We start from the raw sequence: 23,756 nt of genomic DNA, 5'->3' as shown, positions 1-23,756 counted from the left end.
TTATTTTTGAGGCGCCTTTGCCTTTGACAGAGCAAACTCCGACGGCCAAAAAGATTTTGCAGAAATAAAAAGAAATGCACGCTCTAGGCGTGCATTTCTTTTTGCATGAAAGCTCCTTCCTGTGCATAAAAATGGGCCAAGGGGGGATTTTTGTGCAGGCAATGGTGTTAGAAATTCTGGGAGAATTCGGAAGTTGGGGTGTTTTTCTGCTGATCGCGGTAGAAAATTTGTTCCCGCCGATTCCGAGTGAAGTGATTTTGACCTTTGCCGGTTTTTTGACAAGCTGTACGTCTATGACTGTTCCGGAGGTGATTGTGGCGGCTACAGGTGGAAGCGTAGCTGGAGCGATTGTGCTATACGGGCTGGGAAAACTTCTTTCTCCTGTGCGGCTGAACGCGCTTTTATCCGGCCCAGTTGCAAGACGCTTGAAGTTGGAACAGGAGGACGTGCAAAAAGCGGCTGATTGGTTTTCGGATCATGGCTGGCCAAGTGTGTTTTATTGCCGGTGTATCCCCATTTTGCGCAGTTTGATTTCTATTCCGGCCGGAATGGCGGGAATGCGTTTTTTGCCTTTTTTGTTTTTGACAACAACAGGTAGTTTGCTGTGGAATATTTTGCTGGTAGGATTGGGCGCTCTGGCAGGAGAAAATTGGCCGATGATTACAGGTGCATTGGCGCAGGTGTCCGATGGAGTCAAATGGTTTTTAGCGGCAGCCGCTATCGGTGCTGTTGTTTGGAGAAAGACGCGAAAACGGAGAATTGACTGCGACCGCCCGTCCGGGGTACAATAAACCCGAAAGGCGGGAGAATTTATGGAAGAAATGTCGGCGCGCAGCGCTTTGCTATTAGGCTGGCCAGCCATGGAGAAATTGGCCCAATGTCATGTGGCTGTATTTGGTGTGGGTGGTGTAGGAGGCCATGCCGCAGAGGCACTGGCTCGTGGCGGCATTGGAAAGATTACTTTGTTTGACAGTGATGAAGTCAATGTTACCAACCTAAATCGGCAACTGGTGGCTACACGGGATGTAATCGGGCATAAAAAAGTGGATGTGATGGCAAAGCGAATAGAAAGCATTCGTCCTCAGACCCAAGTGAAAGTAAATCCGGTTTTTTATCTTCCGGAAAATGCGTGTGAGTATCCGCTGGACGAGTACGACTATATTGTGGATGCAATTGATACGGTCAGCGCCAAACTGGAGTTGATTTGTCGTGCGAATGCGGCGGATGTTCCGGTGATCAGCGCTATGGGCTGTGGAAACAAATTGGATCCCACGAAATTTCAAGTGACCGATTTGTTTAAAACCAGCGGAGATCCGTTGGCTCGCGTGATGCGTCATGAATTGCGTAAACGTGGTGTGCATCATTTAAAGGTCGTCTACAGTACCGAACCGGCTCGCGTGCCGCTGACAAATGGGGAGACAAAAGGTACAGCAGGTCGGCCGGCTCCTGGCAGTGTCAGTTTTGTACCTGGCGTGGCAGGAATGATTTTGGCAGGAGAAGTCATCAAGGATTTAACGGGTGTGCGATAAAAAAAGGCCGTGCTTTCAAAGCACGGCCTTAAATATTATTTTATAAGCTGATAAAGCGGCGAAGTTTCTTCCAATTCACACATCCGACAGGCCACGTTCTGCATACAATGAGCATCCGAAGAAAAAAGCAATGGCTTTCCTGCAGGGAAAAAGCCCTTTTCAATCAAACAAGAAACTTTTTCTGGATCTTTGGCTTCCATTAGATCAAAATCCACATCCATTGGCCAGCCGCCCAATACAGAAAAAAGAGAATAACTATCGGCATCCGCATGGGCGGGAACCGGAATGCCGCCCATGGCCCGGCATAGAGCGGCTGTCTCAGCCAAAGACAATGTCAGTGCACCGGTTAAGAGTTTGGGAATCTGGTCGAGGACACAATCGTTTTCATCCATGACGAGCTGCCTCCCCCAAACGGATGAATCGTAGGGAAAGGATGGTAAGAATGCATTGAGCTTTTCAGAAAAGGAAAGCGCAGTCTCCACTTTTCCAAAATAACATAAAAGATGAATCTCTTCACACGTGTTTGCCTCTATACCTGGTAGAAGGCGAAGACCGTAGGCTTCGCAAGCGATTTGCGCAGCCGGAAGATTGCGCGCACTGTTGTGGTCAGTAATTGCAATCAAATCGGCGCCAGCTAGTTTGGCAAGCCCCGCAGCGGTAGCCGGAGTGAGGTCATCGTCTGCACAGGGTGACAAACAGGTGTGAATGTGAAGATCCGCGCGTAGTGCACTCACGGAGAAGGGGGCGTAAGCCCCAGTTGATGTGCAGCTAAAAAGGAAGCTTCAAACTCAGGTAAATCAGTGGTGTACAATGAAACATTTTGTTGTTTTGCTTTTTCAAGGGCATTTTGATCCCATTGCGCGCCATGACATAAAATGACACAGGCACAATCCGCCAAAGCGGCTACGGCTACCGTGTTCACATTTCCCATTACCGTGAACCAAGCGTTTCCCTCTCCTGCGCGCCCCATGGCCCAGGAAAGAAGATCGCCGGTGAAAATGCCTTGTACTTCTCGGTCGCTTTCTCCGGCAGCAGATGCGAAACCGCATGCATCACAAAGCTCTTTGTTCGTCATGTTATTCATCCTTTCCCAAGGCACGAAGCACTGCTTCCATGCGGCGGCGCATCAGTACAGTGCAATCATTTACGTCTGCATGACCACGTACCACGTCTTCCGCCAGGGATGCACAGGTCGGGGCCCCGCAGGAACCGCAGTCAAGTCCCGGAAGCATGGCGGTAATCTCTTCCATTCGCGCATAACGTTGAAAGCGTTCGGTCCTTGTTTCGCCCAGTTCCATTACAGGGTTGTATCGTACATTTTGATCCCAGTGGACAAGCTGAGCCAAATCATCCGTGATATGATTGAGACTTACAGGCATCGTTCGGCGCAGATGTTTCATTTTCGCCTTGGCAATGTAGGGGTTTTCCACCTGAAGGACACCGCCCACACATCCGCCGGCACAGGCGTTCAATTCTACAAAATCAAGATCCGGATATTTTTCATCTTCCAGATCGCTGAGAACGCGAATAATATTTTCGATGCCATCGGCTGCAAGATAGCGTTCCGTGGACATCAAAGCAGCCGCTTCTCCACCGCTTTCTCCCCAGCCTAAGCCGATGCGGCCGGCTTCTGCAAGATAGTCCACTTGCCCAACCTGTTTCATGGCACTGAGCAAAGGTGGGTAAATATCTTTTACCGCAATCGCCGCATCCACTGCACTTTCCCCCGAACCAATAGGCGCATGGATGGCTGAGACTTTGGCCGGGCAGGGAGTAATAAAAATACAGCCAATCTCCGTAGCCATCAGTCCGGTTTTTCGCATAGCCTCTTCCTTGGCCATGCGTGCAGCCAGCTCCATAGGGGAAATTAGAGGGAGAATGTGATCCATCAACTGCGGAAATCTCACGCAGATAAGCCGCGTTACGGCCGGACACGCAGAAGAGATCACCGGGCGTGGCAGGTCGCTGGTCTGTATCAATCTGCGGGTAGCTTCACTGATTAATTCAGCGGCACGCGCTACTTCAAACACACTGTAAAATCCAAGATGCAGCAGCCCTGCCAATACGATATCCTGCTCATCCAGATTGTTGAACTGTACGTATAGACTGGGTGGCGGAAGCGCAATTTTATAAGTAAATTGATCCAGTACCGAAAGCGGGTCGGACACTGCACGCTTTGCATGATGAGGGCAAATGCGGATACACTCACCACAGTCCACGCATCGCTCAGAGATAATCGTTGCTTTTCCATCCCGTACTCGGATGGCCTCGGTGGGACAGCGCTTGATGCAATTGATGCACCCCTTACAAAGTTCGCGGTTCAAAGTGACAGAGTGAACCGACGCATGGTCCATGATCGCGCCTCCTTCCTCGGGTATAAGATATGTCAGGTCAGACAGACCGCCATCGTTACGGTAGTGCCTACACCGACAGCGGATTGTATGTCAAATTCATCGGAATATTTTTTCATATTAGGCAGTCCCATGCCCGCACCGAAACCGAGACTTCTTACCTCGTCCGGAGCAGTGGAATAACCTTCGCTCATGGCAAGTGAAAGATCTGCTATTCCAGGTCCCTGGTCGGATAGACACATATGTACAGCGTCATCGGTGATTTCTACGTCAATGTCACCGCCACCCGCGTGGATAGCAAGATTGATCTCTCCCTCGTATAGTGCGATGGATACCTTGCGAACAGTAGTGGGAGAAACACCCAGTTTTTTTAAAACGGACTTCAAATCGGCGCTGGCTTCACCTGCTCGTGTAAAGTCGTCTCCGGGCACTGTATAATGCAGACGAATCGCCTCCATTCAGTCCACCCCCCCACGAAGACCCTTGGCGTAAAGAAGCCCGCAGGCGGTGAACATGGTCAGATCCGTCGCCATGACAGCGATGCCACGTGTTTGTGCCAGAGAGAGAAGTGCTTGGTCTGGACGTTTGCCCCGCACGAAGACGATACAGACCATATCCATCATGTCTGCGGTACGAACGACCTGAGGGTTGTTTAAACCGGTCAAAAGGACCGCTTGGTCTTTTACATAAGCCAAAACATCGCTCATCATATCGCTTCCGCAGGCGGTATGAACTTCTCGTTCGCAGTCCGCATTGGGCGTCAAGAGCTGAGCATTCAAAGTTTCCAGAATTTGAGAGATGGTCATGTCCTTCGCTCCTTCCATAGAGTGTGGGGCTTTCTTACTTTTCATTATAAAGCAAGAAGGGCAAAAAGCACATGAGCGGGTTGCATAGTTTTGAACCTGAAAATTCTACTTATTGACGAAATTTTTTGCACGAAAATTGACGGTTTTTTAACAAACTGTATGATATAATGTTATTCGTATACGCGGGTAATGGCCCGCTTTGCGCATTTTTAATCAGGAGGAAGTTTTTATGAGGCGCTTTTCCACTGTGCCTTTCAAAGGCACCAAAGAGCAGGAAGCACAGTTGCGTTCCTGGCTCGAAGAGCACAAGGCGATGCCGGGTGTGGCTATGCCCGCACTGCAAAAAGCTCAGGAAATCTACGGCTATCTTCCCATCGAGGTTCAGCGTATTGTGGCAGATGCGCTCGACAGACCTCTGGCGGAAATTTATGGGATTTCCACATTTTATTCCCAGTTTAGCCTTTGCCCCAAGGGAGAATATAAAATCAGCGTGTGCCTGGGAACTGCCTGCTATGTAAAAGGTTCGGGCAAAATTTACGAGGCCTTGCAGCAGAAATTGGGCATCACAGGCGGTGAGTGTACGGCGGACGGAAAATTTAGTCTGGATGCATGTCGGTGCATTGGCGCTTGTGGTTTGGCGCCGGTTATGACGATTAATGACGATGTATATGGTCGTCTGACCGGAGACGAGCTGGACAGCATTTTGGCCAAATACTAAGATGCAAGAATTATCTATGCATGTGCTGGACGTGGCGGAAAATTCCGTTGCGGCGGGCGCGACGCTGATACAAATTACTTTGGAGGCAGATGCAAAAAACGACCGGATGACCCTGACGATTGAAGACAACGGAAAGGGCATGGATGCAGACACGGTCGCACGCGTAACAGATCCTTTTTATACAAGCCGCACCACCCGCAAGGTTGGGTTAGGGCTTCCACTTCTGAAGATGGCGGCTGAGTTGACAGGCGGGTGGCTGAAGATCGAGTCTTCTCCTGGAAAGGGGACGACGGTATGTGCTTCGTTTGGAATTGCACATATTGATCGTGCTCCTCTGGGCGATATGGCAGCTACTATAGCAGGATTGATTCAGTGTTCCCCTCAAATTGATTTTGTTTATACAGTGCGCGCGGGTCAGCAAGAGTTTGTGACAGATACGCGGCAGATGCGTCAGATTTTAGGTGAAGTGCCTTTTTCTGAGCCGGCTGTGGCTCAGTGGGTGCGCGAGTACATCGATGAAAACACACGCCCAATTTTACAAAGGAGCAGTTTATTATGAAAAGTTTACAGGAGCTTGCCGCCATTCGCGACCGGATGAAGCAAACGGTCAACACCCGTGAAGCGGCACACGACACCACCCGTGTGGTGGTGGGCATGGCCACCTGCGGTATTGCCGCCGGAGCTCGGCCGGTTTTAAATGCTTTTACTGATGAGATCGCGCGTCGCGAATTGACAGGCGTTCTCGTGACACAGACCGGTTGTATCGGTTTATGTCAATATGAGCCGATTGTGGAAGTGACCACACCCGGTACCGACAAAGTTACTTATGTAAAAATGACCCCCGAGAAGGTTTCCCGTGTGGTGGCCGAGCATTTGATCGGCGGAAAGCCCGTGATGGAATACACCATCGGTGCGGCCACACGCTGAGAGAGGGGGAGCGATACACATGTACAGAAGTCATGTAATGGTGTGCGGCGGCACAGGCTGCACATCTTCTAACAGCGACAAGATCGCTGCGGCTTTTGAAAATGAGATTTTGGCCACTGGGCTGGAAAACGAAGTCAAAGTGATTCGCACAGGTTGCTTTGGCCTTTGTGCACTGGGCCCGATTGTAGTCATTTATCCCGAAGGCAGCTTTTACAGCATGGTCAAGGAGGAGAATGTCAAGGAAATCGTGGACGAACACCTCTTAAAGGGACGTCCGGTGACACGTTTGCTCTATGACGAGACAGTAGCGGAAGACAATTCCATCAAAAGCTTGGATGAGACTGCGTTTTACAAAAAGCAACTGCGCGTGGCCTTGCGCAACTGCGGTGTGATCAATCCGGAAAATATCGACGAGTACATCGCTTTTGACGGTTATGCGGCTTTGGGAAAAGTGCTGACAGAAATGACCCCGGAGCAGGTCATTCAGACTATGTTGGATTCCGGCCTGCGCGGGCGTGGCGGTGCAGGTTTCCCCACGGGATTAAAATGGAAATTTGCGGCTGGGAATAAGGCTGACCAAAAATATGTGTGCTGCAATGCCGATGAGGGTGACCCCGGTGCTTTTATGGATCGCTCTATTTTGGAAGGTGACCCGCATGTGGTTATCGAAGCTATGGCGATTGCAGCTTATGCCATTGGTGCCAGTCAGGGCTACATTTACGTGCGCGCCGAGTACCCCATCGCCGTGCATCGGTTGCAGGTAGCCATTGCCCAGGCGCGTGAATACGGACTGTTGGGAGACGACATTTTCGGAACGGGCTTCCATTTTGATTTGGATGTAAAATTGGGCGCTGGAGCCTTTGTATGCGGCGAGGAAACCGCTTTGATGACCAGTATTGAAGGCAAGCGTGGCGAACCTCGGCCCCGTCCTCCGTTCCCTGCGGTCAAGGGCTTGTTTGGAAAACCCACGATTCTCAACAATGTAGAGACCTATGCCAATGTGCCTCAAATTATTTTGAAAGGCGCCGATTGGTTCGCTTCTATGGGTACTGAGAAGAGTAAGGGAACCAAGGTGTTCGCGCTGGGCGGCAAAATCAAGAATACAGGACTTGTGGAGATCCCAATGGGTACCACTCTGCGTACCATTGTCGAGGAGATCGGCGGTGGCATCCCGAACGGCAAAAAGTTCAAAGCTGCCCAGACGGGTGGTCCTTCGGGCGGATGCATTCCTGCCAGTTTGATCGATACACCCATCGACTATGACAACCTGATTGCCATCGGTTCTATGATGGGATCCGGCGGATTGATCGTCATGGATGAGGATACCTGTATGGTGGACATTGCCAAGTTCTTCTTGGAGTTCACTGTGGACGAGAGTTGCGGCAAGTGTACACCTTGCCGTGTGGGTACAAAACGTCTATTGGAGTTGCTGAATAAGATCACCGATGGAAACGGGACCATGGAAGATTTGGAAAAAATCGATGAATTGGCCCAATTCATTAAGGCAAACAGCCTGTGCGGCCTGGGCCAGACGGCTCCCAACCCGGTTCTTTCAACCTTGCGCTACTTCCGCGACGAGTATGTAGAGCATATTGTGAACAAGCGCTGCCCGGCAGGTGTTTGTAAGGCACTGCTCAATTACAAAATCGACCCCGTCAAGTGCAAAGGCTGTACTTTGTGCGCTCGTTCGTGTCCGGCTGGTGCCATTACCGGCACAGTCCGTCAGCCGCATACCATTGACGTGTCTAAGTGCGTGAAGTGCGGCGCCTGCATGGAAAAATGCAAATTCGGCGCTATTAGCAAAGGTTAAGGGAGGGAGCCAACATGGAAACAGTGAATATCAAAATCAACGGCGTATCCTATGAGGTCGCCGCCGGCTCCACCATCCTGGAAGCCGCTCACAGTGTGGGAATCGAAATTCCAACTCTGTGTTATTTGAAAGAGATCAATGAGATCGGAGCTTGCCGTATCTGTGTCGTAGAGGTCAAAGGAGCTCGAAGCCTGGTTACAGCTTGCGTGTATCCGGTCAATGAAGGAATGGAAATTGTTACAAATTCCGAGAAGGTCATGGCATCCCGCCGGACCAACCTGGAGTTGCTCCTTTCCACTCACGATCAGAACTGTTTGTCTTGTGTGCGGTCTACTGATTGTGAATTGCAAAAATTATGTCGTGATTATGGTGTGGACGGACGCCGTTTTACCGGTAGTCAAGAGCATTATGACATTGACGATAGTGCGCCACACATGATTCGTGATAACAACAAGTGCATTTTGTGCCGCCGCTGTGTGGCAGCGTGTAAAGCAAATCAGGCGGTGGGCGTGATTGGTCCCACAGAGCGTGGCTTTGCTACACATATTGCATGTGCCTTTGAGGCACCGTTGGGGGAAAGTCCCTGCGTATCTTGCGGACAGTGCATCACTGTGTGTCCCACTGGCGCGCTGACAGAGAAAGATGACACCGATAAAGTATGGGAAGCCTTGCATGATCCGAATAAGCATGTGGTAGTTCAGCCTGCCCCCAGTGTGCGTGCTACGTTGGGCGAATGCTTTGGAATGCCCATTGGCACCAATGTGGAAGGCAAAATGGTAGCCGCGCTGCGTCGTCTTGGTTTTGATGGTGTATTTGATACTGATACCGCTGCTGACTTCACAATTATGGAGGAAGCTACGGAGTTTGTGCACCGGGTCAAAAACGGAGGCGCGTTGCCCCTGATTACCAGTTGCAGCCCGGGTTGGGTTAAGTTCTGTGAAACTTATTATCCGGATATGATCCCCAATTTGTCCAGTTGTAAATCGCCTCAGCAGATGTTTGGCGCACTGACCAAAACATATTATGCGCAGAAAATGGGCCTGGATCCCCATGACATTGTGTGCGTATCTGTCATGCCCTGCACGGCCAAGAAATTTGAGATTGGACGGGACGATATGTCCGCTGCGGGCGACGGAATCCCCGATGTGGATATCTCCATCACGACCCGCGAGCTGGGCCGTATGATTCAGCGGGCAGGTATTCAATTCCAGCAGTTGCCCGACGAAGATTTTGATCCGGCTTTGGGCGAAAGCACGGGTGCTTCGGTCATCTTCGGTGCCACCGGCGGCGTGATGGAAGCAGCTTTGCGCACGGCGGTGGAATTGGTCACTGGCGAGAGCGCTCCGGCCGTGGATTACAAAGAGGTTCGCGGTACGGCTGGCATCAAGGAAGCGACCTATGAAGTAGGCGGTTTGAAGTTGAATGTATGTGTGGCTTCAGGTCTGTCCAATTGCGACCAGGTTTTGAAGGCGGTCAAATCCGGCGAAAAGCATTATGACTTTATTGAGTTCATGGCATGTCCGGGTGGATGTGTCAACGGTGGTGGACAGCCTACGCAGCCTGCCAGTGTACGGAACTTTGTGGATTTGCGTGGCTTGCGTGCCAAGGCTTTGTACGACGAGGATGCGGCCAAGGCAGTGAGAAAGAGTCATGAGAATTCGCTGCTCAAGAAAGTCTATGCGGACTATCTGGGCGAGCCTGGTGGTGAGAAAGCTCATCACATCCTGCACACAAGTTATGTGAAACGGGAAAAATTGTTCTAAAAAGTAAAAAAGGCGCGGGTAGAAACCCGCGCCTTTTTTATTCTTTACGCAATGTCAGGAATCCACATGCTGACACGCATCCCAATCCAAAACGATAAAACATTGGCAACCAAAGCGTAAAGTACCGCTCTTTTTTTGGATTTATCAGGGGAGAGGAAATAGACATAGAGAACTGCTTCTATTGCAAATACGATAAGTTCCAGGCCAAGATATGCCAGTATAAATGCAAAAGCCCCTGATTTCCAGTTGGCCAGGTTAATTAAAAGATTCAGGCCGATCTGCGTGGCTACATTGACTAGAAAGATGATGCGTAATTGGTGACGGTTCCGGTAACCAAAAACGAGGGCAACCGCCAACTCCACCACCAATGTCAACACCATGCGTGCTGCCATTGAAATGAGTTCCCAAGTAAAATCATAATGTTTTTCAGCGGTAAAAATCCCATTTTCTACCTGTGTCAAATCCACTGTGAAATAGCTGTCAAAGGCATACCGTTCATATATCGGACTTGTCCAGAACTGTCCGCTCTGAGGAAAGTACAATAGAATTTTGAAAGAGTTCGGAGGATAATATGTCCAGTCCAATCGCCCGGTTTCGGTGCAGTCCCAGATTTCCTGCAAAAAGTAAAATCCATCCGGATCTTGGTAGTCTACAAAGGCTTTCCAAATTTCTTCTTCACCCTCCTCATACCTAGCATGAGCCATCGTACCGTCCCAAGCTGAGGATGGTCCGGTGGAAGCTCTTTCTGATAGAAGTGTGGCGTAACAAGGCTCATTGGGCAAAGATGAAAAGGTAATCTGTACGGATGGCTTAGGCCCCGCGTCTGCATAAACAGCCAGCGGGAGGGCAAAAAAAACAGCGAACAGCAGGAAAAAAGCGGTTAGACGTTGTTTCATGTCCATACCTCCTCGGCTCAACAAATTACATCAAACGAAGCATTTTGTCATATCGCTCAGACAGTGGAACGGGAATGCCCAGACGATGTGCCTGGCGCACCAGATATCCGCTGAAGGTATCCAATTCATTTTCTTTGCGGGGTTTTCCGTCCATCGGATGCAAATCTCTCTGAAGAGAACTGGTGGCATCCGATTTTAACTTATGCAGAAAACGGTCAAATTCTTCTTGCGCAACTTCTTCAGGCAAATTCACGCCCATGGCCTGCGCTACGTGACAAGTTTCCATTAAAAGGTCATAGTATTCTTGGCGTGTAACCGGATCATCCCGAAGTTCTCCGATGGTGCGGTTATATGCTGCCGTCAGTACATTATAAGCGCAGTTCAGCATGTACTTTCGCCATATTTCGGCCTGAATGTCTGCACATGCCTGCGCATCGATTCCCGCATGAACCATCATGTCACGGGTGCGTTCTACAATGGCTTGTTGAGCAGGGGTAGCCCCAGAAATCCCAAGTTTTACAGTTGTAAAATTCCCCTGTTGGGTCACAGAGAAATCGGGATTTGAAAAGGCTACGGTATAAATCAGCGACTCAAGGACAATTCCATGTTTTACGTAGCCGCGTGTCCGCTCGGCCGGGTCCACGCCATTCATGACCGGAATAATGACGGTATGATCGTCCACACTGGCACCAAGCGTTTGACAGGCTTGCTCCAAAGAGTAATTTTTTACACAAATAAAAAGATAGTCCAACGCTTCCAACTGATCCGCGGTTTCAACTACACGAGCGGGATGGGCAACGATTTCTCCATTGCATTCGCTATGAAGAATCAACCCCTTCTCTTCCAGCGCAGCTTTGCGTGAACCACGAGCTACAAAAGATACATTGGAATAAGTGTGAGCCAGCATGCCGGCTAAGTATCCACCCACGCCGCCAATTCCCAGAACGGCAATCTTCAAATCCTGCATAAAGGTTTCCTCCATTCTGGTTATCATTATACAGCGGCATGCTTTCCCAATCAATGCTTGTGTTGGAGTGTTCGTGTGTGATAATATGAAAAAAGGGGGGATGCTATGAACAACGAGCTACGGCCCAAACGAAGAAGTGCTTTGCGACGGTTTGCTGGGACATACTTTTATACGTTAAAACGTTATATTTATTGGTATACAGGCGGCTTGTCCTTTGCGCATGAGTACGATGATAAGTTTCTTGCATGGAAAGTGGCATCGCATCATACGCCTCTTTTACGCAAACTTAAGGATGTAGATATGCAGTATCAATACAATAAGATCGTCAATTTAAAACTGGCCTGTTCGAAGTTGGATGGCCTTTTATTGAAACCCGGCGAGACCTTTAGTTATTGGAAATGTATTGGACATCCTACACGGCGTAAAGGTTATAAGGATGGCATTGTGCTGTACTGCGGAACTTTTGGACCGAGTGTAGGCGGCGGTCTTTGCCAATTATCGAATCTGATTTACTGGATGACGTTGCATACCCCTCTCACCGTAACCGAACGATATCGACATTCTTACGATGTTTTCCCCGATTCAAACCGGACGCAACCGTTTGGCTCAGGAGCCACTTGTGTGTATCCCTATCGGGATTTAATGGTGCGAAATGATACTATGGATACATGGCAGCTTCGAGTCAAGGTAGGCAGCGAAAATTTGGAGGGCGAATGGCGTTGCACAGCACCTGTGCGCGTAGAATACGAAATCGTAGAAAAAGAACACCGCTTTGTGCGCGAGTATTGGGGCGGTTTTTCACGAAACAATGAGCTATGGCGTCGATGTCATGATTTGACCACCGGAAAAGAGTGGGAAGAATATGTGACCGAAAATCATGCGCTGACAATGTATGCCCCTTTTTTAGATACAAAAAAATAAAGAGGAGGAATTATTCCTCCTCTTTTTTTATTCGTTGTTTTTCGCGTCTGCTTTCAAAAATATGTCGGATAGCCATAATTGGGTGATGAAACAGCATTCGAGGACCGGAAAAACGCATTACATCACGTATTTTTTGGCGCATTTCTCGGTTATAGCAGTGTACTTTGCAATTGGAGCAAAATGTTTTTTCGGCCATAAACGGACAGTGGTCACTCCGTTGTTGCGCATAAATATCCAGTGCTGCACAATCGGGGCAGAGAGTGTGCCCGCAGTGATGTTGTTTGCGACAGTATAAAACAATCATTTGATGTACGATCTCTTTTTCTCGCTGACGTTTGCATTGAACATTTCGATGGCTCATTCTACCTTCTCCATTCCAGAAAGCGTACGCGGCAAGGTGCGTACCCGAAAGAAGATGATGTATAAATGTCCCACCCAAATGAATGCCAGCACTGCTCGTCCAACAGGCACTGCATCCATCATCCAAAAGCCGAATCCAAGTAAAAGGGTCACAGTCAGCATAATGGTGATTTTATTTTTAAAAGGCATTCCGTTTTTCTCTCGAAAGGGAATGACAAAATTTTGATACAGTTTGGTTGTGAGAAACCAATCGTGCATTCGTTGAGAGCCACGGGAAAAGCAAAATACTGTGGCCAGATAGAATGGAACGGTAGGCAGTAGAGGAATGGCGACTCCCAGAGTACCAAGCGCAAGACAAAACCAGCCAAGGGTAAGATACAAAACTTTTTTTGTTTTCATCAACTTATCCTTCCTTTTTCAACAGAGTATACTTTGTCGGCGATTCGCATCGTGGATGCACGATGCGACACTAAAACAATGGTCTTCCCTTTTCGCTCATTGTTCAAAGAACGCAGGATCGATGCCTCGTTTAGACTATCCAAATTACTGGTTGGTTCATCCAAAAGAATAAGCGGAGCATCGTGAAGAAAGGCACGCGCTAATCCAATACGCTGTTTTTCTCCGCCAGAAAGGGTATCTCCCAGTTCTCCTACGGGTGTTGCATAACCGTGAGGAAGAGACAGAATGAATTCGTGCAAGGCGGCTTTTTGACATGCATTTACAATTTCTTCGTGTGTTGCATCGAGCTTTGCAAGACGAATGTTGTTTTCGATGCTGTCGTGGAACAAATGGGTGTCTTGCTCCACAAAACTTTCCATGGCGCGCAAATCGGACGTGTTTATATTTTGAATGGGACGTTCGGAAATAAGGACCTGACCACCCGAAGTGTCCCAAAAGCGCATCAAGAGTTTCAGCAATGTGGATTTTCCGGATCCGCTGCGTCCGGTGATTCCGACGATTGTGTTTTGAGGTATGGACAGAGATACATGATCAAGAATTGTTTCCTTTCCATAGGAGAAGGTGATTTGACGCCCTGTTGCACCGTTAAAGGTACAGCCATCACGTCCATGCACTTGTTCCACTTGCGGCTGTTCTTCTAAAAGATCCAATACCCGATCTCCGGCAGCCAGTGTGCTCTGAAGAGTAGTTCCCAAATTTGCCAAAGCGATTACCGGGCCAAAAGAGCTCATCATGCAAACAACTGAAAGAGTTAGTCCAATCGAATCGATTGTACCAGATTGGTGTAATGCTGCTGCCGCAGCAAGCATGGTCAAATCAAATAACAGAATTACTACACCGGTCAAAGCACTGCTGCGGCTGGTAAAATCGCTCTGTTGGCGCTGTGCGTCGCTCCACTCGTTGGTGCGATGTACCATGCCGTTTATACGGTTCTGGCCAGTTCCATATTGAATAATCTCCACAAGTCCGCGCAAGCTTTCTAAAACGTAGCTTGACAATTCACCTGCACGGGTGCGAAGAACCATTCCGATATTGCCGCTTTGTTTGGAAACTATCATAGGAATGAAAATACCAATCACAATGTAGCCGGTAAATGCGATTCCACCTAAAATGGGATGAAAAGAACCAATAAAAATTGTCATGAAAAGGCTAACGGCCGCGGCGATTAGAGCGGGCGAAATTGTGTGGGCATAAAAAACTTCTAAAAGTTCAATGTCTGAGGTAATTAGAGAAATTAAATCGCCCCGGTCACGGCCTTCCAGTTTGGCAGGACACAATTTCCGAAGGGAACGAAAGACCCGGTCGCGGATCAAGGCCAAAAGTTTAAAAGCAATGTAATGGTTGCAAGCCTGTTCCCCATAACGGAGAACGCCGCGCAGCACTGCGCATAAGGCAAGAATGATAAAACAGGTACGGATACTGAGAGATACGGGAATTCCCGCTGCCCCCATTATTCCGAAACTTCCCACAACTGGTAGAAAAATGGCACAGAGAAATCCCAGTATACCCAACACAACCGCCAGAACCATAAATCCACTCAGTGGGCGTACCAGTCCAATCAAACGCAACATGATTTGAAGGCGAGTGCGTTTCATACGGCATCCTCCTTTCTGTCAAACTCTTCCAGCTCTTTCTGACTGTTCCAAAGAACACAGTATGTTCCATTTTTTTTCAAGAGAGAATCATGTGAGCCGCTTTCCACGATGGTACCATTTTGTAATACATAGATGGTGTCTGCTTCAACCACATTGGCCAATCGATGAGAGATTACAAGCACGGTTTTGGCACCGGCCAACCGATGGATTGTTTCCCAAATGGCATTTTCGCTTTCCACATCAATGTTGCTGGTGGCTTCGTCAAAAATGTAAACAGGGGTGTCGTGCAAAAGAGCTCGTGCCAAGGCAAGACGCTGCCGTTGTCCGCCAGAAAGATTGGCTCCGCGTTCTGACAATGCCATATCCAGTCCACCGTTAATTTTTACAAATTGATCCAAACGGGTCTGCTCCAATGCCTGCCAAAGTTGGCTTTCTTCAGCATGAGGATTGCCCATGAGAAGGTTCTCGCGGACGGTGCCCTTAAAAAGATAACTATTGTGACCAATATAAGTTACATAATCGACAAGACTGCCGTCATTTATTTTTGAAAGTTCCTTTCCGCCAATGGTTATCTTTCCAGAATAGTTTTTGACGCGTCCGGCCAGCAGAGTTGCTAATGTGGATTTCCCGGAGCCAGAGCTGCCAACGAGCGCTGTAAGCTGTCCGGCAAAAAGCACAAGGTTTGTTCCGTGCAGGATTTCACGATCTTCGTCATAAGAAAAATGTACATTTTCGAAAATCACATCGTTTGGAACTTTTGGAATACTTTGAACAGCGGGTGGAGGCTCAGGCAAATCGAGAAGATGAAAAATTTTTTCACTGGCGGCCATGCCGTTCATTGCAATATGGAAAAAAGAGCCAAGCTGACGCATTGGCAGAAAAAATTCTGCGCTGAGAAGCACAATGGCCAGTCCTCCCGCCAGTCCGATGTGGTGAGACTGCACTTGTAAGATAGCAGTTACAATGCCAAGTGCAGCACCGCCATAAGCGACTAGATCCATAATTGTAATAGAATTTAATTGCATGGTCAGTACACGCATCGTTATTTTTCGAAAACGTTCGGCCTCTTGGTTCATTTTTTCATTTTGATAAGCATCCGCATTGTAAATCTTAAGGGTGGTCAAACCTTGTAGGTTTTCCAAAAAGGTATCTCCCAGGGCCGTATACTCTCCCCAATATTTGCGCAAAAGCTTTTTAGCCAGTGTCTGCACTGCGGCAATCGCAATTGGAATCAATGGGACACATACAAAGAGAATTGCCGCGGTGGAAAGACTGACCTGGCTCAAAACAACAAACAATGTAAGCGGGGCAAGCAGGCTATAAAAAAATTGTGGAAGATATGCGCCAAAATAAGTTTCAAGCTGATCTACACCCTCCACGGTTACCTGAACGACTTCGCTGCTCGGAACCTGGCGGTCATACCCTGCGCCAAGACGCAAAAGCTTCTCAAAAATACGGCGGCGTAGCACTTGTTTTACAGTCCGGCTAGATTGATAACTCATGCGTCCTGCGCCAATGGTGCATACTACTCGTGCCAGCAGTGCGGTAAGTGAAATCAATACAAGAGAAGGCCATTGTACCTGTTTTCCCTCGATGAGATATTGAATGGTGACGCTTATAGAAAAGCTCAAAGCGATATTTGCCAAAAGAGCAATCCACTGCAATCCCACATTGGCCGCAATGTATTTTTTTGATTCGCCAACTGTACGAATCAGCCGTTTGTCCATCATCATTTGTGAAAACTCCTTTGTAGGTTGTTAGCGTAAGCTAACCGTATGGCCAAAGAAAAACGGGGAACATCCCCGTTTTTTGTTAGCGTAGGCTAACCATAAAAAGGATACCCCATTCGTTCATAAAAGTCAAGAGGAAATGCTTTCATACAAACATGAATGATAGAATTAGAAAAGCGGAGCGCTAAAAAGCGCCCCACTTTAAAATTAACTAATAGTAATTTTATAATAAAAATATACTTTAAGTTTTTATAAGAGCGCGCTGTACTACGGCCTGAACTTGTTCCAATGAAAGTCCGGTCTCACGCGCAATAGCGGCCAAATCTTCATATTCGGGCTTTATTCGTTCGATGTTATATCCATGCGAATGTTTGCAGTGTACGGTTCCAAGCTTTGTATCAAGAGAAATACATTCCCTTTCCATACAATATCTGTGGCATACATGCTCGCGCACGCCCAAAGTGGTGGTGTGCTGCAAAATTAGTTGTGCAAAGTGTTCGGCCTCTGTTTCCTCGCACACACAAGTCAAAAGAACTCCGGGTCTGCCTTTTTTCATGTAGACGGGAGTAGTAAATACATCCTTTGCGCCAGCGCGAAGAAGTTGTTCCACTGCGTAAGCCAATGACTCTCCCGTCATATCATCCAAATTGCATTGAAGCTCGGTAACGGTGTTGCCGCTTTTCGCATTTTCACCTAGAAAAGCACGCACGCAACTGGGACGAGAGAACACCCGAGTCCCCAGCCCATAGCCGATTCCGTCTACTGTCATATACGGCATGGAACAAAATTGTTTGGCAAAATGGCGCACCAGCGCGGCCCCTGTAGGAGTGCATAACTCGCCATCTACGTCGGCAGAATAAATAGGAACCCCCTGAAGAAGGTAAGCGGTAGCAGGAGCGGGAACCGGAAGAACGCCGTGAGCACACCGAACTTGCCCACGTCCTACGTGAATGGGAGAGGCAATTACCTCATCGGCACCCAGCATATCGATCAAAAGGCAAACACCCACCACATCGGCAATCGCGTCCAGCGTACCTACTTCATGAAAATGAATGTCGGCTACAGAAACTCCGTGTACGTGTGCTTCGGCCTGAGCGATTGCTTTGTATACTTGCAAGGCATTTGTGCGCACTTTGTGGGGAAGGGTCAGTTGCTCTACAATTGTTTGCACATCTGCAGGAGTACGGTGGGTGTGGGGGTGATGATGGGCATCTTGCGCGTGTCCGGTATGATGTGCTTTGTGCACGTCGTCCTCTTCGTGACCGCATACAGTGACCTGCATATGAGTGCCTGCTATGCCGCCACTGCTGGCGACCTGAGGTGAAATTTCTACTCCCGGAAGACCAAGATTGCGCATTTGAGCCAAAAACTCTTGTTTTTGTTGCTCAGTACACAATTCGTACAAAGCGGCCATCAACATATCTCCCGCTACGCCCATGGAACATTCCAGATATAGCGTTTTCATACAAGTCCCTCCATTTGATTGATGCGGCTGGCCAGAAATCCTGCGCCAAACCCATTGTCAATATTAACTACACTGACGCCGCTGGCACAGGAATTAAGCATTGATAAGAGAGCGGATAGTCCGCCAAAATTGGCGCCATATCCCACACTGGTCGGTACGGCAATTACAGGACAAGACACAAGACCACCCACCACACTGGCAAGAGCTCCTTCCATTCCCGCCACAGCAATTACGACCCGGGCTTGCGCCAATACATCCAAGTTAGCCATCAGTCGGTGCAATCCGGCGACTCCCACATCGTATAAGCGTGTCACCCGGTTGCCTAGGGCCTCGGCGGTTCGGGCGGCCTCTTCACAAACAGGCATATCGCTGGTGCCACCCGAGGCCACCACAATATTCCCCCTGGCAGGGCGGTTGGGATTTGGATTGACGATTCCAAGTTCAGATAGCTCGTCCCAATCCAAAGGGGCCAGAGCACGTACCTGTTCGGCGGCCAGAGCCGAAAGATGCGTTACAAGAATATCTTGTTCACCTCGATGCAACATTTCGGTCACAATGCCACAAATCTGAGCCGGGGTTTTGCTTTTTCCATAAATCACTTCAGATGTGCCTTGCCGTCTTTTTCGCTGGGTATCCAGTTTGGCGTAACCTAGATCTATAAAAGGCTGAATCCGCAGTTGGGTCTCAGCCTGTTCCGGAGTTATTTCCCCTTGCGCCACCGCGGCCAACAGATCGCGCACTGTTCGCTGTTCCATGTTTTCACCTCGTTTTAAAATCAAGACAGGCCCAAGAAAAGCCCGCCAATGCATCACAAAGTTCTTCTCGCATAGATGCGGCTTTTGTCCATTGAGAAGCGTGAATTTGCAATCTTGCCCCACCGTCACGAGTCATTCGGACACGGAAATCCGAAAACCCTAAAGCGTGTATTTTCCCTTCGGTTTGTTCAATGTTTTGCAATGCTTGCGCCGTGATGGGAACCCCCTCTGGGATGCGTGTGGCCAGACATGCATAAGCTGGTTTATTCCAAGTGAACAATCCTGCCTGTTTTGAGAATTGTCGAAGCGCATCTTTGGTTACCTTGCAAAGGCGCAGAGGAGAAACAACTCCCAACTCCATCAATGCACGCATACCGGGCCGGTCGTTCACATCATCCGATGCATTGGTTCCGTCCAGTATCAGGTCATATCCGTCCTTCCGCGCCGCTTCGCACAGATGGGTAAACAATGCCTTTTTACAATGATAACATCGATCTGTCGGATTTTTTTGAATTTCTTTTTGCCGAAGAATGTCCAGCTTTAGTATTTGCAATTCCACACCCAGTTCACGGGCCAGGCGAACTGCATCTTCTACTTCAAAAGCAGGTTGAAAAGGGGTATATACCAAATAGGCTTTTAATTGGCATCCACATTCTCGGGCGGCATAAAGAAGGTAGGCGCTGTCTGCTCCTCCTGAAAAAGCCAAAGCAGCCCGTGGATGCTGCTCAAAAAAGTTCCGCAGAGCGGTGGGAAGTGTCTGACACATGTAGTTCTCCTTAAAAAAAGAGACTTATCCCCGTTTCGCAGGAATAAGTCCTTCATGAACTCGCTTTCATTGGAACGCCTTCCTGGCGTTTCTGCACTCAGTATAGCAGAAACCCGCAGGAAAGAAAAGTACTTTTTATGCTTTATAACGCCATCGTCAGTGTCACCTTTTCCGAAAAAAAGGCGCGCAGAATTTCTGCGCGCCATAAAATACTTTATCCATCCAATGCTGCCGTGGAATTGGATACATAATTTTCTTCCGAGCAATTGACCAGGCGATTCAGTTTCCACTGTCCATCCCGGAAAACAAACTCACAGCTCACTTTATCCGATGCGTTTTGAGTTTCGTGACTTTCCCTGCCAGTGTATTGATAGGAGAACGTGGCATTGCATCGGAACCCGGGCTCCTCACCAATCAGCAGTGTAGAGACCGACGGTTCTTCGCATATAGCATCGGTAAACTCATAAATGTTAGCCGTTTTATCTGCTGACGAAATCAAGGGCGACTGTTCATTGAAGAATGTTTCGCTGACCATAGGCTGGAATTTTGTAGCATCCTGCTGATTTACAGCATCCAGATAAGAAGCATAATAGGTGCGCAGAAGGGCGTCAATGCCAGCTTTATCTGGAACGCCACCGGTCGTCGTCACATTTCCGAAAGTCAACGTAGTTGTGTTCTGATCTGTAAATTGCACGGATCCGGTCGTCACAGCCCCGTGAGGTTCTGTGAAGGTGAAACTGATCGTGCTGCCCAGAGAAACTTGTGGAATTGTCACGGTTCCGCCTACGGCCTTTGCGGCGATTGCCTGGTCATTGACCAGAATAGTAGCTTCGTCACTGGTGCAGCCAGAAACCGTAAGGTCCGAAAGGGGAAGGGCCCCATTGAATGAGGTGGGTTCGCTTGTTTGGAACAGATCCAGCTCTGTGGCCGCTCCGGTCACAGTTTCGCCGGTAGAAGAACAGGCCGTCACAAGACAGGTATACCGGCCGGGAAACAGATTTTTGTACAGTACACCGCCAGAGACGACCTCACCGGTACAGGCGGTATCGTTCAGAGTCAAAAGAGGGTTGGACGCGCTTGTCGCCAGGAAAAGCTGCACACTGTGGACAGAGAGTTTAAATTTGGAATATCCCAGAAATACGGAGTCCTTTTCCACTGTCAAAGCGGGATAAGAAGTACCGGATAAGTTAGGATCCATAATTTGAGCTTCTAACTGCTGAAGCAAGGTGTTTCGTGCTTCTTCGCTGGAAAAGGCCCGACAAAGTGCGGTGAGATTTTCTTCCGAAACAGCGATATCCTGACCGGATACAAGATTGGTCAGTGTTTTTACATCACCGTCTGCCAGCGCCTGTGTGAGTTGTGTAGTGAAATGTGAAGAGTCGTACTTTTTAGAAAAAACAATGGAAAGCGTTACCAATATAATCAAAGTGACCGCGAGAACCGCAGCTACAAAAGCCATGCGTCGAATTGTGCGCACACCGGCCCTTCCAGCCTTCACGTCATTGCGCTCTGTGGCGGCACAAGCCGGACATAGAAGAGACGTGTTGTCCTCAAGCGGCTTGCCACAGTTTTTGCATCTATTCATCAAATCACACCTGCCTCGGTTGAATTTTAAATCTTAAAGAAAGCATTTGTACCACTGGAAAGCAACTGGAACCAACAATAGCGCCCCAAATACACAGGCTCCTGTCCACACACCTGCACGTATGCTGGGGGCAAAGAGCTTGTTGTGTGAAAGTTGATCTCCCAACGTACCCGTGGCCCTTGGATAAAGAAAAATGATAGCCGCCAGAAGAGGTGCAGCGAACATCACGGGAGCCAGTTGGTTTACGTAAGGCAACAAACCAAAATAAAAAGTAAGGTTTTGGTGGGGTGCCAGAGCAGCACTCAGTCCGAGAGCCTGGTGCAAAAAGCTGTAATCCATCATGCCGACCTCTAACTGACCGGGAAATGTTTGATAACACAACAGTAAAGCGCCTGCACAGCAGATCGCATTCATGGCGTACCAGGGCGTGCGATTCTGAGCGGTACCGACACTGAGAATGGCAAAAGGAACCAACAATACCAGCCACTGAGGATGCCATAGCACAAAAGAGAAAAGCAGAGCAAATACAGTCATGCAAATATAAACGGCCATCCGACGCATGTGGCTGGATTCCGACGTGTTCCAGAAAAAGCAGAACACGAGAACCAGCGCATACATTAAGAAAAATAGCGGCACATCGGTATGGGCGCCAGGTATCGTATCATTGAACAGACGTTCAATCATCAGTTCGTTGAAAAAGCCCATATCTCCGTCGCGTCCGGAAAATAAAAGACTCGTAGGAACCATCAGCCAAAGACTCAGTGCACCGTAACCGCAAAGTCGGGAAAGACGTTTTTCTCGCAGTAAAAGCAAAGGTAAAAAAACAAGCAGTGCAAAAAATTTGCAGACCATGGCAACGCCTACCAGCAGGGTAAAAAGGCTTAAGCGTCCTTCAAAGTAAAAGTACAAGGCCCACAAAAGGAAAAACAGACACAAACTGTCGTATTGCCCCATGCAAAATACACCGGCCAGCGTCAAAGGTGACACAAGAAAAGCAAGCCGCATATACTTTGTTCGCCCTTCCGAAATGTCAAGGCGCAGAGCCAGGCGTCGGGTCATAAAGGCGCAGCCCAGTGCCGCGATACAAGCCAAAAGTTTTGCCGATGCGTCCAAAGAAAATAAATGATATATTCCGTAAACAGGCAAAAGCCAAAGGCCGAACAGGAGATATAAAATTACATTATAATGGGCACCATTGACATAATAAAATGTATTTTCGTGTGCCAGAACATTGTCGTAAAAATTCAGTAGATCACCGGAAAATAAGTGATCCAGAAACAACCAAGAATGATTGGCTGTTTCTACAATATCCGGATGATTGAAAAAAAGATAGCAAAAAAGCACGAGAATGCCCGCAACAATCAATTCCCACCGGGCGGGACTCTCTGCCATCCAAAATCCTGAAAGACGTTTTCGAATATCAAAGCTGTGCATATTCCACCGCGATTTCCGCTCCGGCTCGCGCGCTGGCAAGCACCGCTTGTGTATAAACAGTGCGCGCATCCTCGGAACTTTCAAGAATGTTTTTAAGTAGGAAAGGAGTTCGGGCACTGCCGCAAATGCCCTGTCGGTCGGCTTCGTCCATCGCATTGCGCTGAGCTTGCTCGTAAACAGGCGCAGCGAGGGCTTTGTCAGGTCGTGTGCAGTACAAAAGTCCGCCTGAAAGGCCAATATCCCATTTAATACGAGCGGCTCGCGCCAACTGATGAGGACTTTGGGCTGGATATTCCAACTCGGGCCCTTCTGTTGTCAGAAATCCCGGAAACCGATTGGTGCCAGCTCCCAGAACCGTTACGCCCATCGTCTCAAGATATTCCAAGGTCAAAGGAATACTGCAGCCACATTTTATCCCGGCACATACCACTGCCACAGGTGTTTTTCGTATTTCCTGTAAATCGGCGCTCACGTCCATATGGACCCCTCGTGCAGATACTCCACCGATCGCTCCGGCGCTAAATACGCGAATGCCAGCAAGACAAGCAGCGAGCATACTTGCTGCCGCCGTGGCGGCACCACTGCCGCCCCCCGCCAGCAAAACCGGGAGATCCCGACGAGATGCTTTGCCCATTTCTCCGCTGCACACCTGTTGCCACTCACTGTGCGAAAGACCCACTGTCAGGGCTCCGTTCAACACGGCCACTGGTGCAGGTACCGCACCGCACGTGCGTACAATCTCTTCCACACGGTGGGCAAGGACAAGTCCCTCCGGCCCTGAAAGACAGCGAGCAAAATCCGTTGTGGACAAAGCCAATACAGGACGGCCTGCACTAAGTGCCTGATCCACTTCGGGCGCAATGTGAAGATAAGCCCGCAAGTCCATAGAAACCTCCCATCCGGTCGCAAGAGCGACCAT

Annotated in this window: 25 protein-coding genes; 8 read left to right on the top strand and 17 right to left on the bottom strand. The window is 48.8% G+C overall.

Annotated features, from left to right (window positions below; translation table 11 throughout):
• The first annotated feature begins 161 nt into the window (after positions 1-161).
• Positions 162-791, top strand: coding sequence for a DedA family protein (locus AB5H98_RS01235; RefSeq protein ID WP_367924092.1), 630 nt, complete (start codon positions 162-164; stop codon positions 789-791).
• 21 nt (positions 792-812) lie between these two features.
• Complete coding sequence (locus AB5H98_RS01230; protein WP_367924087.1) at positions 813-1,529, top strand: ThiF family adenylyltransferase; 717 nt, start codon at positions 813-815, stop codon at positions 1,527-1,529.
• A gap of 35 nt (positions 1,530-1,564) precedes the next feature.
• On the opposite strand, the gene AB5H98_RS01225 is transcribed toward AB5H98_RS01230, so the two are convergent.
• Genes AB5H98_RS01225 through AB5H98_RS01205 form a run of 5 tightly spaced genes read right to left on the bottom strand, consistent with a single transcriptional unit; the run spans position 1,565 to position 4,686 of the window.
• The gene (locus AB5H98_RS01225) at positions 1,565-2,263 is read right to left on the bottom strand and encodes a PHP domain-containing protein (RefSeq protein ID WP_367924086.1); all 699 of its coding nucleotides are present in this window, start codon (positions 2,261-2,263) and stop codon (positions 1,565-1,567) included.
• Positions 2,260-2,604: a hypothetical protein gene (locus AB5H98_RS01220; RefSeq protein WP_367924085.1), complete on the bottom strand. Its 345-nt coding sequence runs from the start codon at positions 2,602-2,604 to the stop codon at positions 2,260-2,262. The genes AB5H98_RS01225 and AB5H98_RS01220 overlap by 4 nt, the downstream gene beginning before the upstream one ends.
• A gap of 1 nt (position 2,605) precedes the next feature.
• Positions 2,606-3,883 (bottom strand): [Fe-Fe] hydrogenase large subunit C-terminal domain-containing protein, encoded by a 1,278-nt coding sequence (locus tag AB5H98_RS01215; RefSeq protein ID WP_367924084.1) that lies wholly within the window; start codon positions 3,881-3,883, stop codon positions 2,606-2,608.
• A 32-nt stretch (positions 3,884-3,915) separates the two neighbouring features.
• Complete coding sequence (locus AB5H98_RS01210) at positions 3,916-4,338, bottom strand: ATP-binding protein (RefSeq protein WP_367924083.1); 423 nt, start codon at positions 4,336-4,338, stop codon at positions 3,916-3,918.
• The gene (locus AB5H98_RS01205) at positions 4,339-4,686 is read right to left on the bottom strand and encodes a DRTGG domain-containing protein (RefSeq protein ID WP_367924082.1); all 348 of its coding nucleotides are present in this window, start codon (positions 4,684-4,686) and stop codon (positions 4,339-4,341) included.
• Between the two features lie 229 nt (positions 4,687-4,915).
• Here AB5H98_RS01205 and AB5H98_RS01200 point away from each other — a divergent pair, with 229 nt between their 5' ends.
• From AB5H98_RS01200 to AB5H98_RS01180, 5 genes are read left to right on the top strand one after another with little or no spacing between them, the layout of a single operon-like run.
• Positions 4,916-5,404, top strand: coding sequence for an NAD(P)H-dependent oxidoreductase subunit E (locus AB5H98_RS01200; RefSeq protein WP_367924081.1), 489 nt, complete (start codon positions 4,916-4,918; stop codon positions 5,402-5,404).
• A 1-nt stretch (position 5,405) separates the two neighbouring features.
• Positions 5,406-5,963 carry an ATP-binding protein gene (locus AB5H98_RS01195; protein ID WP_367924080.1) on the top strand — a complete coding sequence of 186 codons (558 nt, stop codon included), beginning with the start codon at positions 5,406-5,408 and terminating at the stop codon, positions 5,961-5,963.
• Positions 5,960-6,331 carry a ferredoxin gene (locus AB5H98_RS01190; protein WP_367924079.1) on the top strand — a complete coding sequence of 124 codons (372 nt, stop codon included), beginning with the start codon at positions 5,960-5,962 and terminating at the stop codon, positions 6,329-6,331. The genes AB5H98_RS01195 and AB5H98_RS01190 overlap by 4 nt, the downstream gene beginning before the upstream one ends.
• A 19-nt stretch (positions 6,332-6,350) precedes the next feature.
• Positions 6,351-8,141 carry an NADH-quinone oxidoreductase subunit NuoF gene (gene nuoF / locus AB5H98_RS01185; RefSeq protein WP_367924078.1) on the top strand — a complete coding sequence of 597 codons (1,791 nt, stop codon included), beginning with the start codon at positions 6,351-6,353 and terminating at the stop codon, positions 8,139-8,141.
• Between the two features lie 14 nt (positions 8,142-8,155).
• Complete coding sequence (locus AB5H98_RS01180; protein ID WP_367924077.1) at positions 8,156-9,904, top strand: NADH-dependent [FeFe] hydrogenase, group A6; 1,749 nt, start codon at positions 8,156-8,158, stop codon at positions 9,902-9,904.
• A gap of 44 nt (positions 9,905-9,948) precedes the next feature.
• Here the strand turns inward: AB5H98_RS01180 and AB5H98_RS01175 are convergent, their stop codons facing one another.
• Positions 9,949-10,800, bottom strand: a complete 852-nt coding sequence (locus AB5H98_RS01175) for a hypothetical protein (protein ID WP_367924076.1) — start codon at positions 10,798-10,800, stop codon at positions 9,949-9,951.
• Between the two features lie 25 nt (positions 10,801-10,825).
• On the bottom strand, positions 10,826-11,767 hold the full coding sequence (locus AB5H98_RS01170; RefSeq protein ID WP_367924075.1) for a ketopantoate reductase family protein: 942 nt from the start codon (positions 11,765-11,767) through the stop codon (positions 10,826-10,828).
• A gap of 105 nt (positions 11,768-11,872) precedes the next feature.
• Here AB5H98_RS01170 and AB5H98_RS01165 point away from each other — a divergent pair, with 105 nt between their 5' ends.
• On the top strand, positions 11,873-12,688 hold the full coding sequence (locus AB5H98_RS01165; RefSeq protein WP_367924074.1) for a VanW family protein: 816 nt from the start codon (positions 11,873-11,875) through the stop codon (positions 12,686-12,688).
• Positions 12,689-12,698: 10 nt separating this feature from the next.
• Here the strand turns inward: AB5H98_RS01165 and AB5H98_RS01160 are convergent, their stop codons facing one another.
• From AB5H98_RS01160 to AB5H98_RS01115, 10 genes are all read right to left on the bottom strand, one after another.
• The gene (locus AB5H98_RS01160) at positions 12,699-13,049 is read right to left on the bottom strand and encodes a nitrous oxide-stimulated promoter family protein (protein WP_367924073.1); all 351 of its coding nucleotides are present in this window, start codon (positions 13,047-13,049) and stop codon (positions 12,699-12,701) included.
• Positions 13,046-13,447, bottom strand: coding sequence for a YbaN family protein (locus AB5H98_RS01155; protein WP_367924072.1), 402 nt, complete (start codon positions 13,445-13,447; stop codon positions 13,046-13,048). Before AB5H98_RS01155 ends, AB5H98_RS01160 begins: the two co-directional genes overlap by 4 nt.
• Positions 13,447-15,102 carry a thiol reductant ABC exporter subunit CydC gene (cydC, locus tag AB5H98_RS01150; protein WP_367924071.1) on the bottom strand — a complete coding sequence of 552 codons (1,656 nt, stop codon included), beginning with the start codon at positions 15,100-15,102 and terminating at the stop codon, positions 13,447-13,449. The genes AB5H98_RS01155 and cydC overlap by 1 nt, the downstream gene beginning before the upstream one ends.
• Complete coding sequence (locus tag AB5H98_RS01145) at positions 15,099-16,832, bottom strand: ABC transporter ATP-binding protein/permease (RefSeq protein WP_367924091.1); 1,734 nt, start codon at positions 16,830-16,832, stop codon at positions 15,099-15,101. The genes cydC and AB5H98_RS01145 overlap by 4 nt, the downstream gene beginning before the upstream one ends.
• Before the next feature lie 241 nt (positions 16,833-17,073).
• Positions 17,074-18,297 carry a nickel pincer cofactor biosynthesis protein LarC gene (larC, locus tag AB5H98_RS01140; protein WP_367924070.1) on the bottom strand — a complete coding sequence of 408 codons (1,224 nt, stop codon included), beginning with the start codon at positions 18,295-18,297 and terminating at the stop codon, positions 17,074-17,076.
• Positions 18,294-19,052: a nickel pincer cofactor biosynthesis protein LarB gene (larB, locus tag AB5H98_RS01135; protein WP_367924069.1), complete on the bottom strand. Its 759-nt coding sequence runs from the start codon at positions 19,050-19,052 to the stop codon at positions 18,294-18,296. Before larB ends, larC begins: the two co-directional genes overlap by 4 nt.
• 4 nt (positions 19,053-19,056) lie before the next feature.
• Positions 19,057-19,818: an ATP-dependent sacrificial sulfur transferase LarE gene (gene larE / locus AB5H98_RS01130; RefSeq protein ID WP_367924068.1), complete on the bottom strand. Its 762-nt coding sequence runs from the start codon at positions 19,816-19,818 to the stop codon at positions 19,057-19,059.
• A 214-nt stretch (positions 19,819-20,032) separates the two neighbouring features.
• Positions 20,033-21,403, bottom strand: a complete 1,371-nt coding sequence (locus AB5H98_RS01125; protein ID WP_367924067.1) for a hypothetical protein — start codon at positions 21,401-21,403, stop codon at positions 20,033-20,035.
• A gap of 33 nt (positions 21,404-21,436) precedes the next feature.
• Positions 21,437-22,837, bottom strand: a complete 1,401-nt coding sequence (locus AB5H98_RS01120) for a hypothetical protein (RefSeq protein ID WP_367924066.1) — start codon at positions 22,835-22,837, stop codon at positions 21,437-21,439.
• Positions 22,824-23,723 (bottom strand): pseudouridine-5'-phosphate glycosidase, encoded by a 900-nt coding sequence (locus AB5H98_RS01115; RefSeq protein ID WP_367924065.1) that lies wholly within the window; start codon positions 23,721-23,723, stop codon positions 22,824-22,826. The genes AB5H98_RS01120 and AB5H98_RS01115 overlap by 14 nt, the downstream gene beginning before the upstream one ends.
• Positions 23,724-23,756: the final 33 nt, after the last annotated feature.

Source organism: uncultured Ruthenibacterium sp. (assembly GCF_963558415.1).
GTDB lineage: Bacteria > Bacillota > Clostridia > Oscillospirales > Ruminococcaceae > Ruthenibacterium.
The sequence above is the reverse complement of the archived record's forward strand: the minus strand, read 5'-3'. Positions and strand labels throughout refer to the sequence as shown.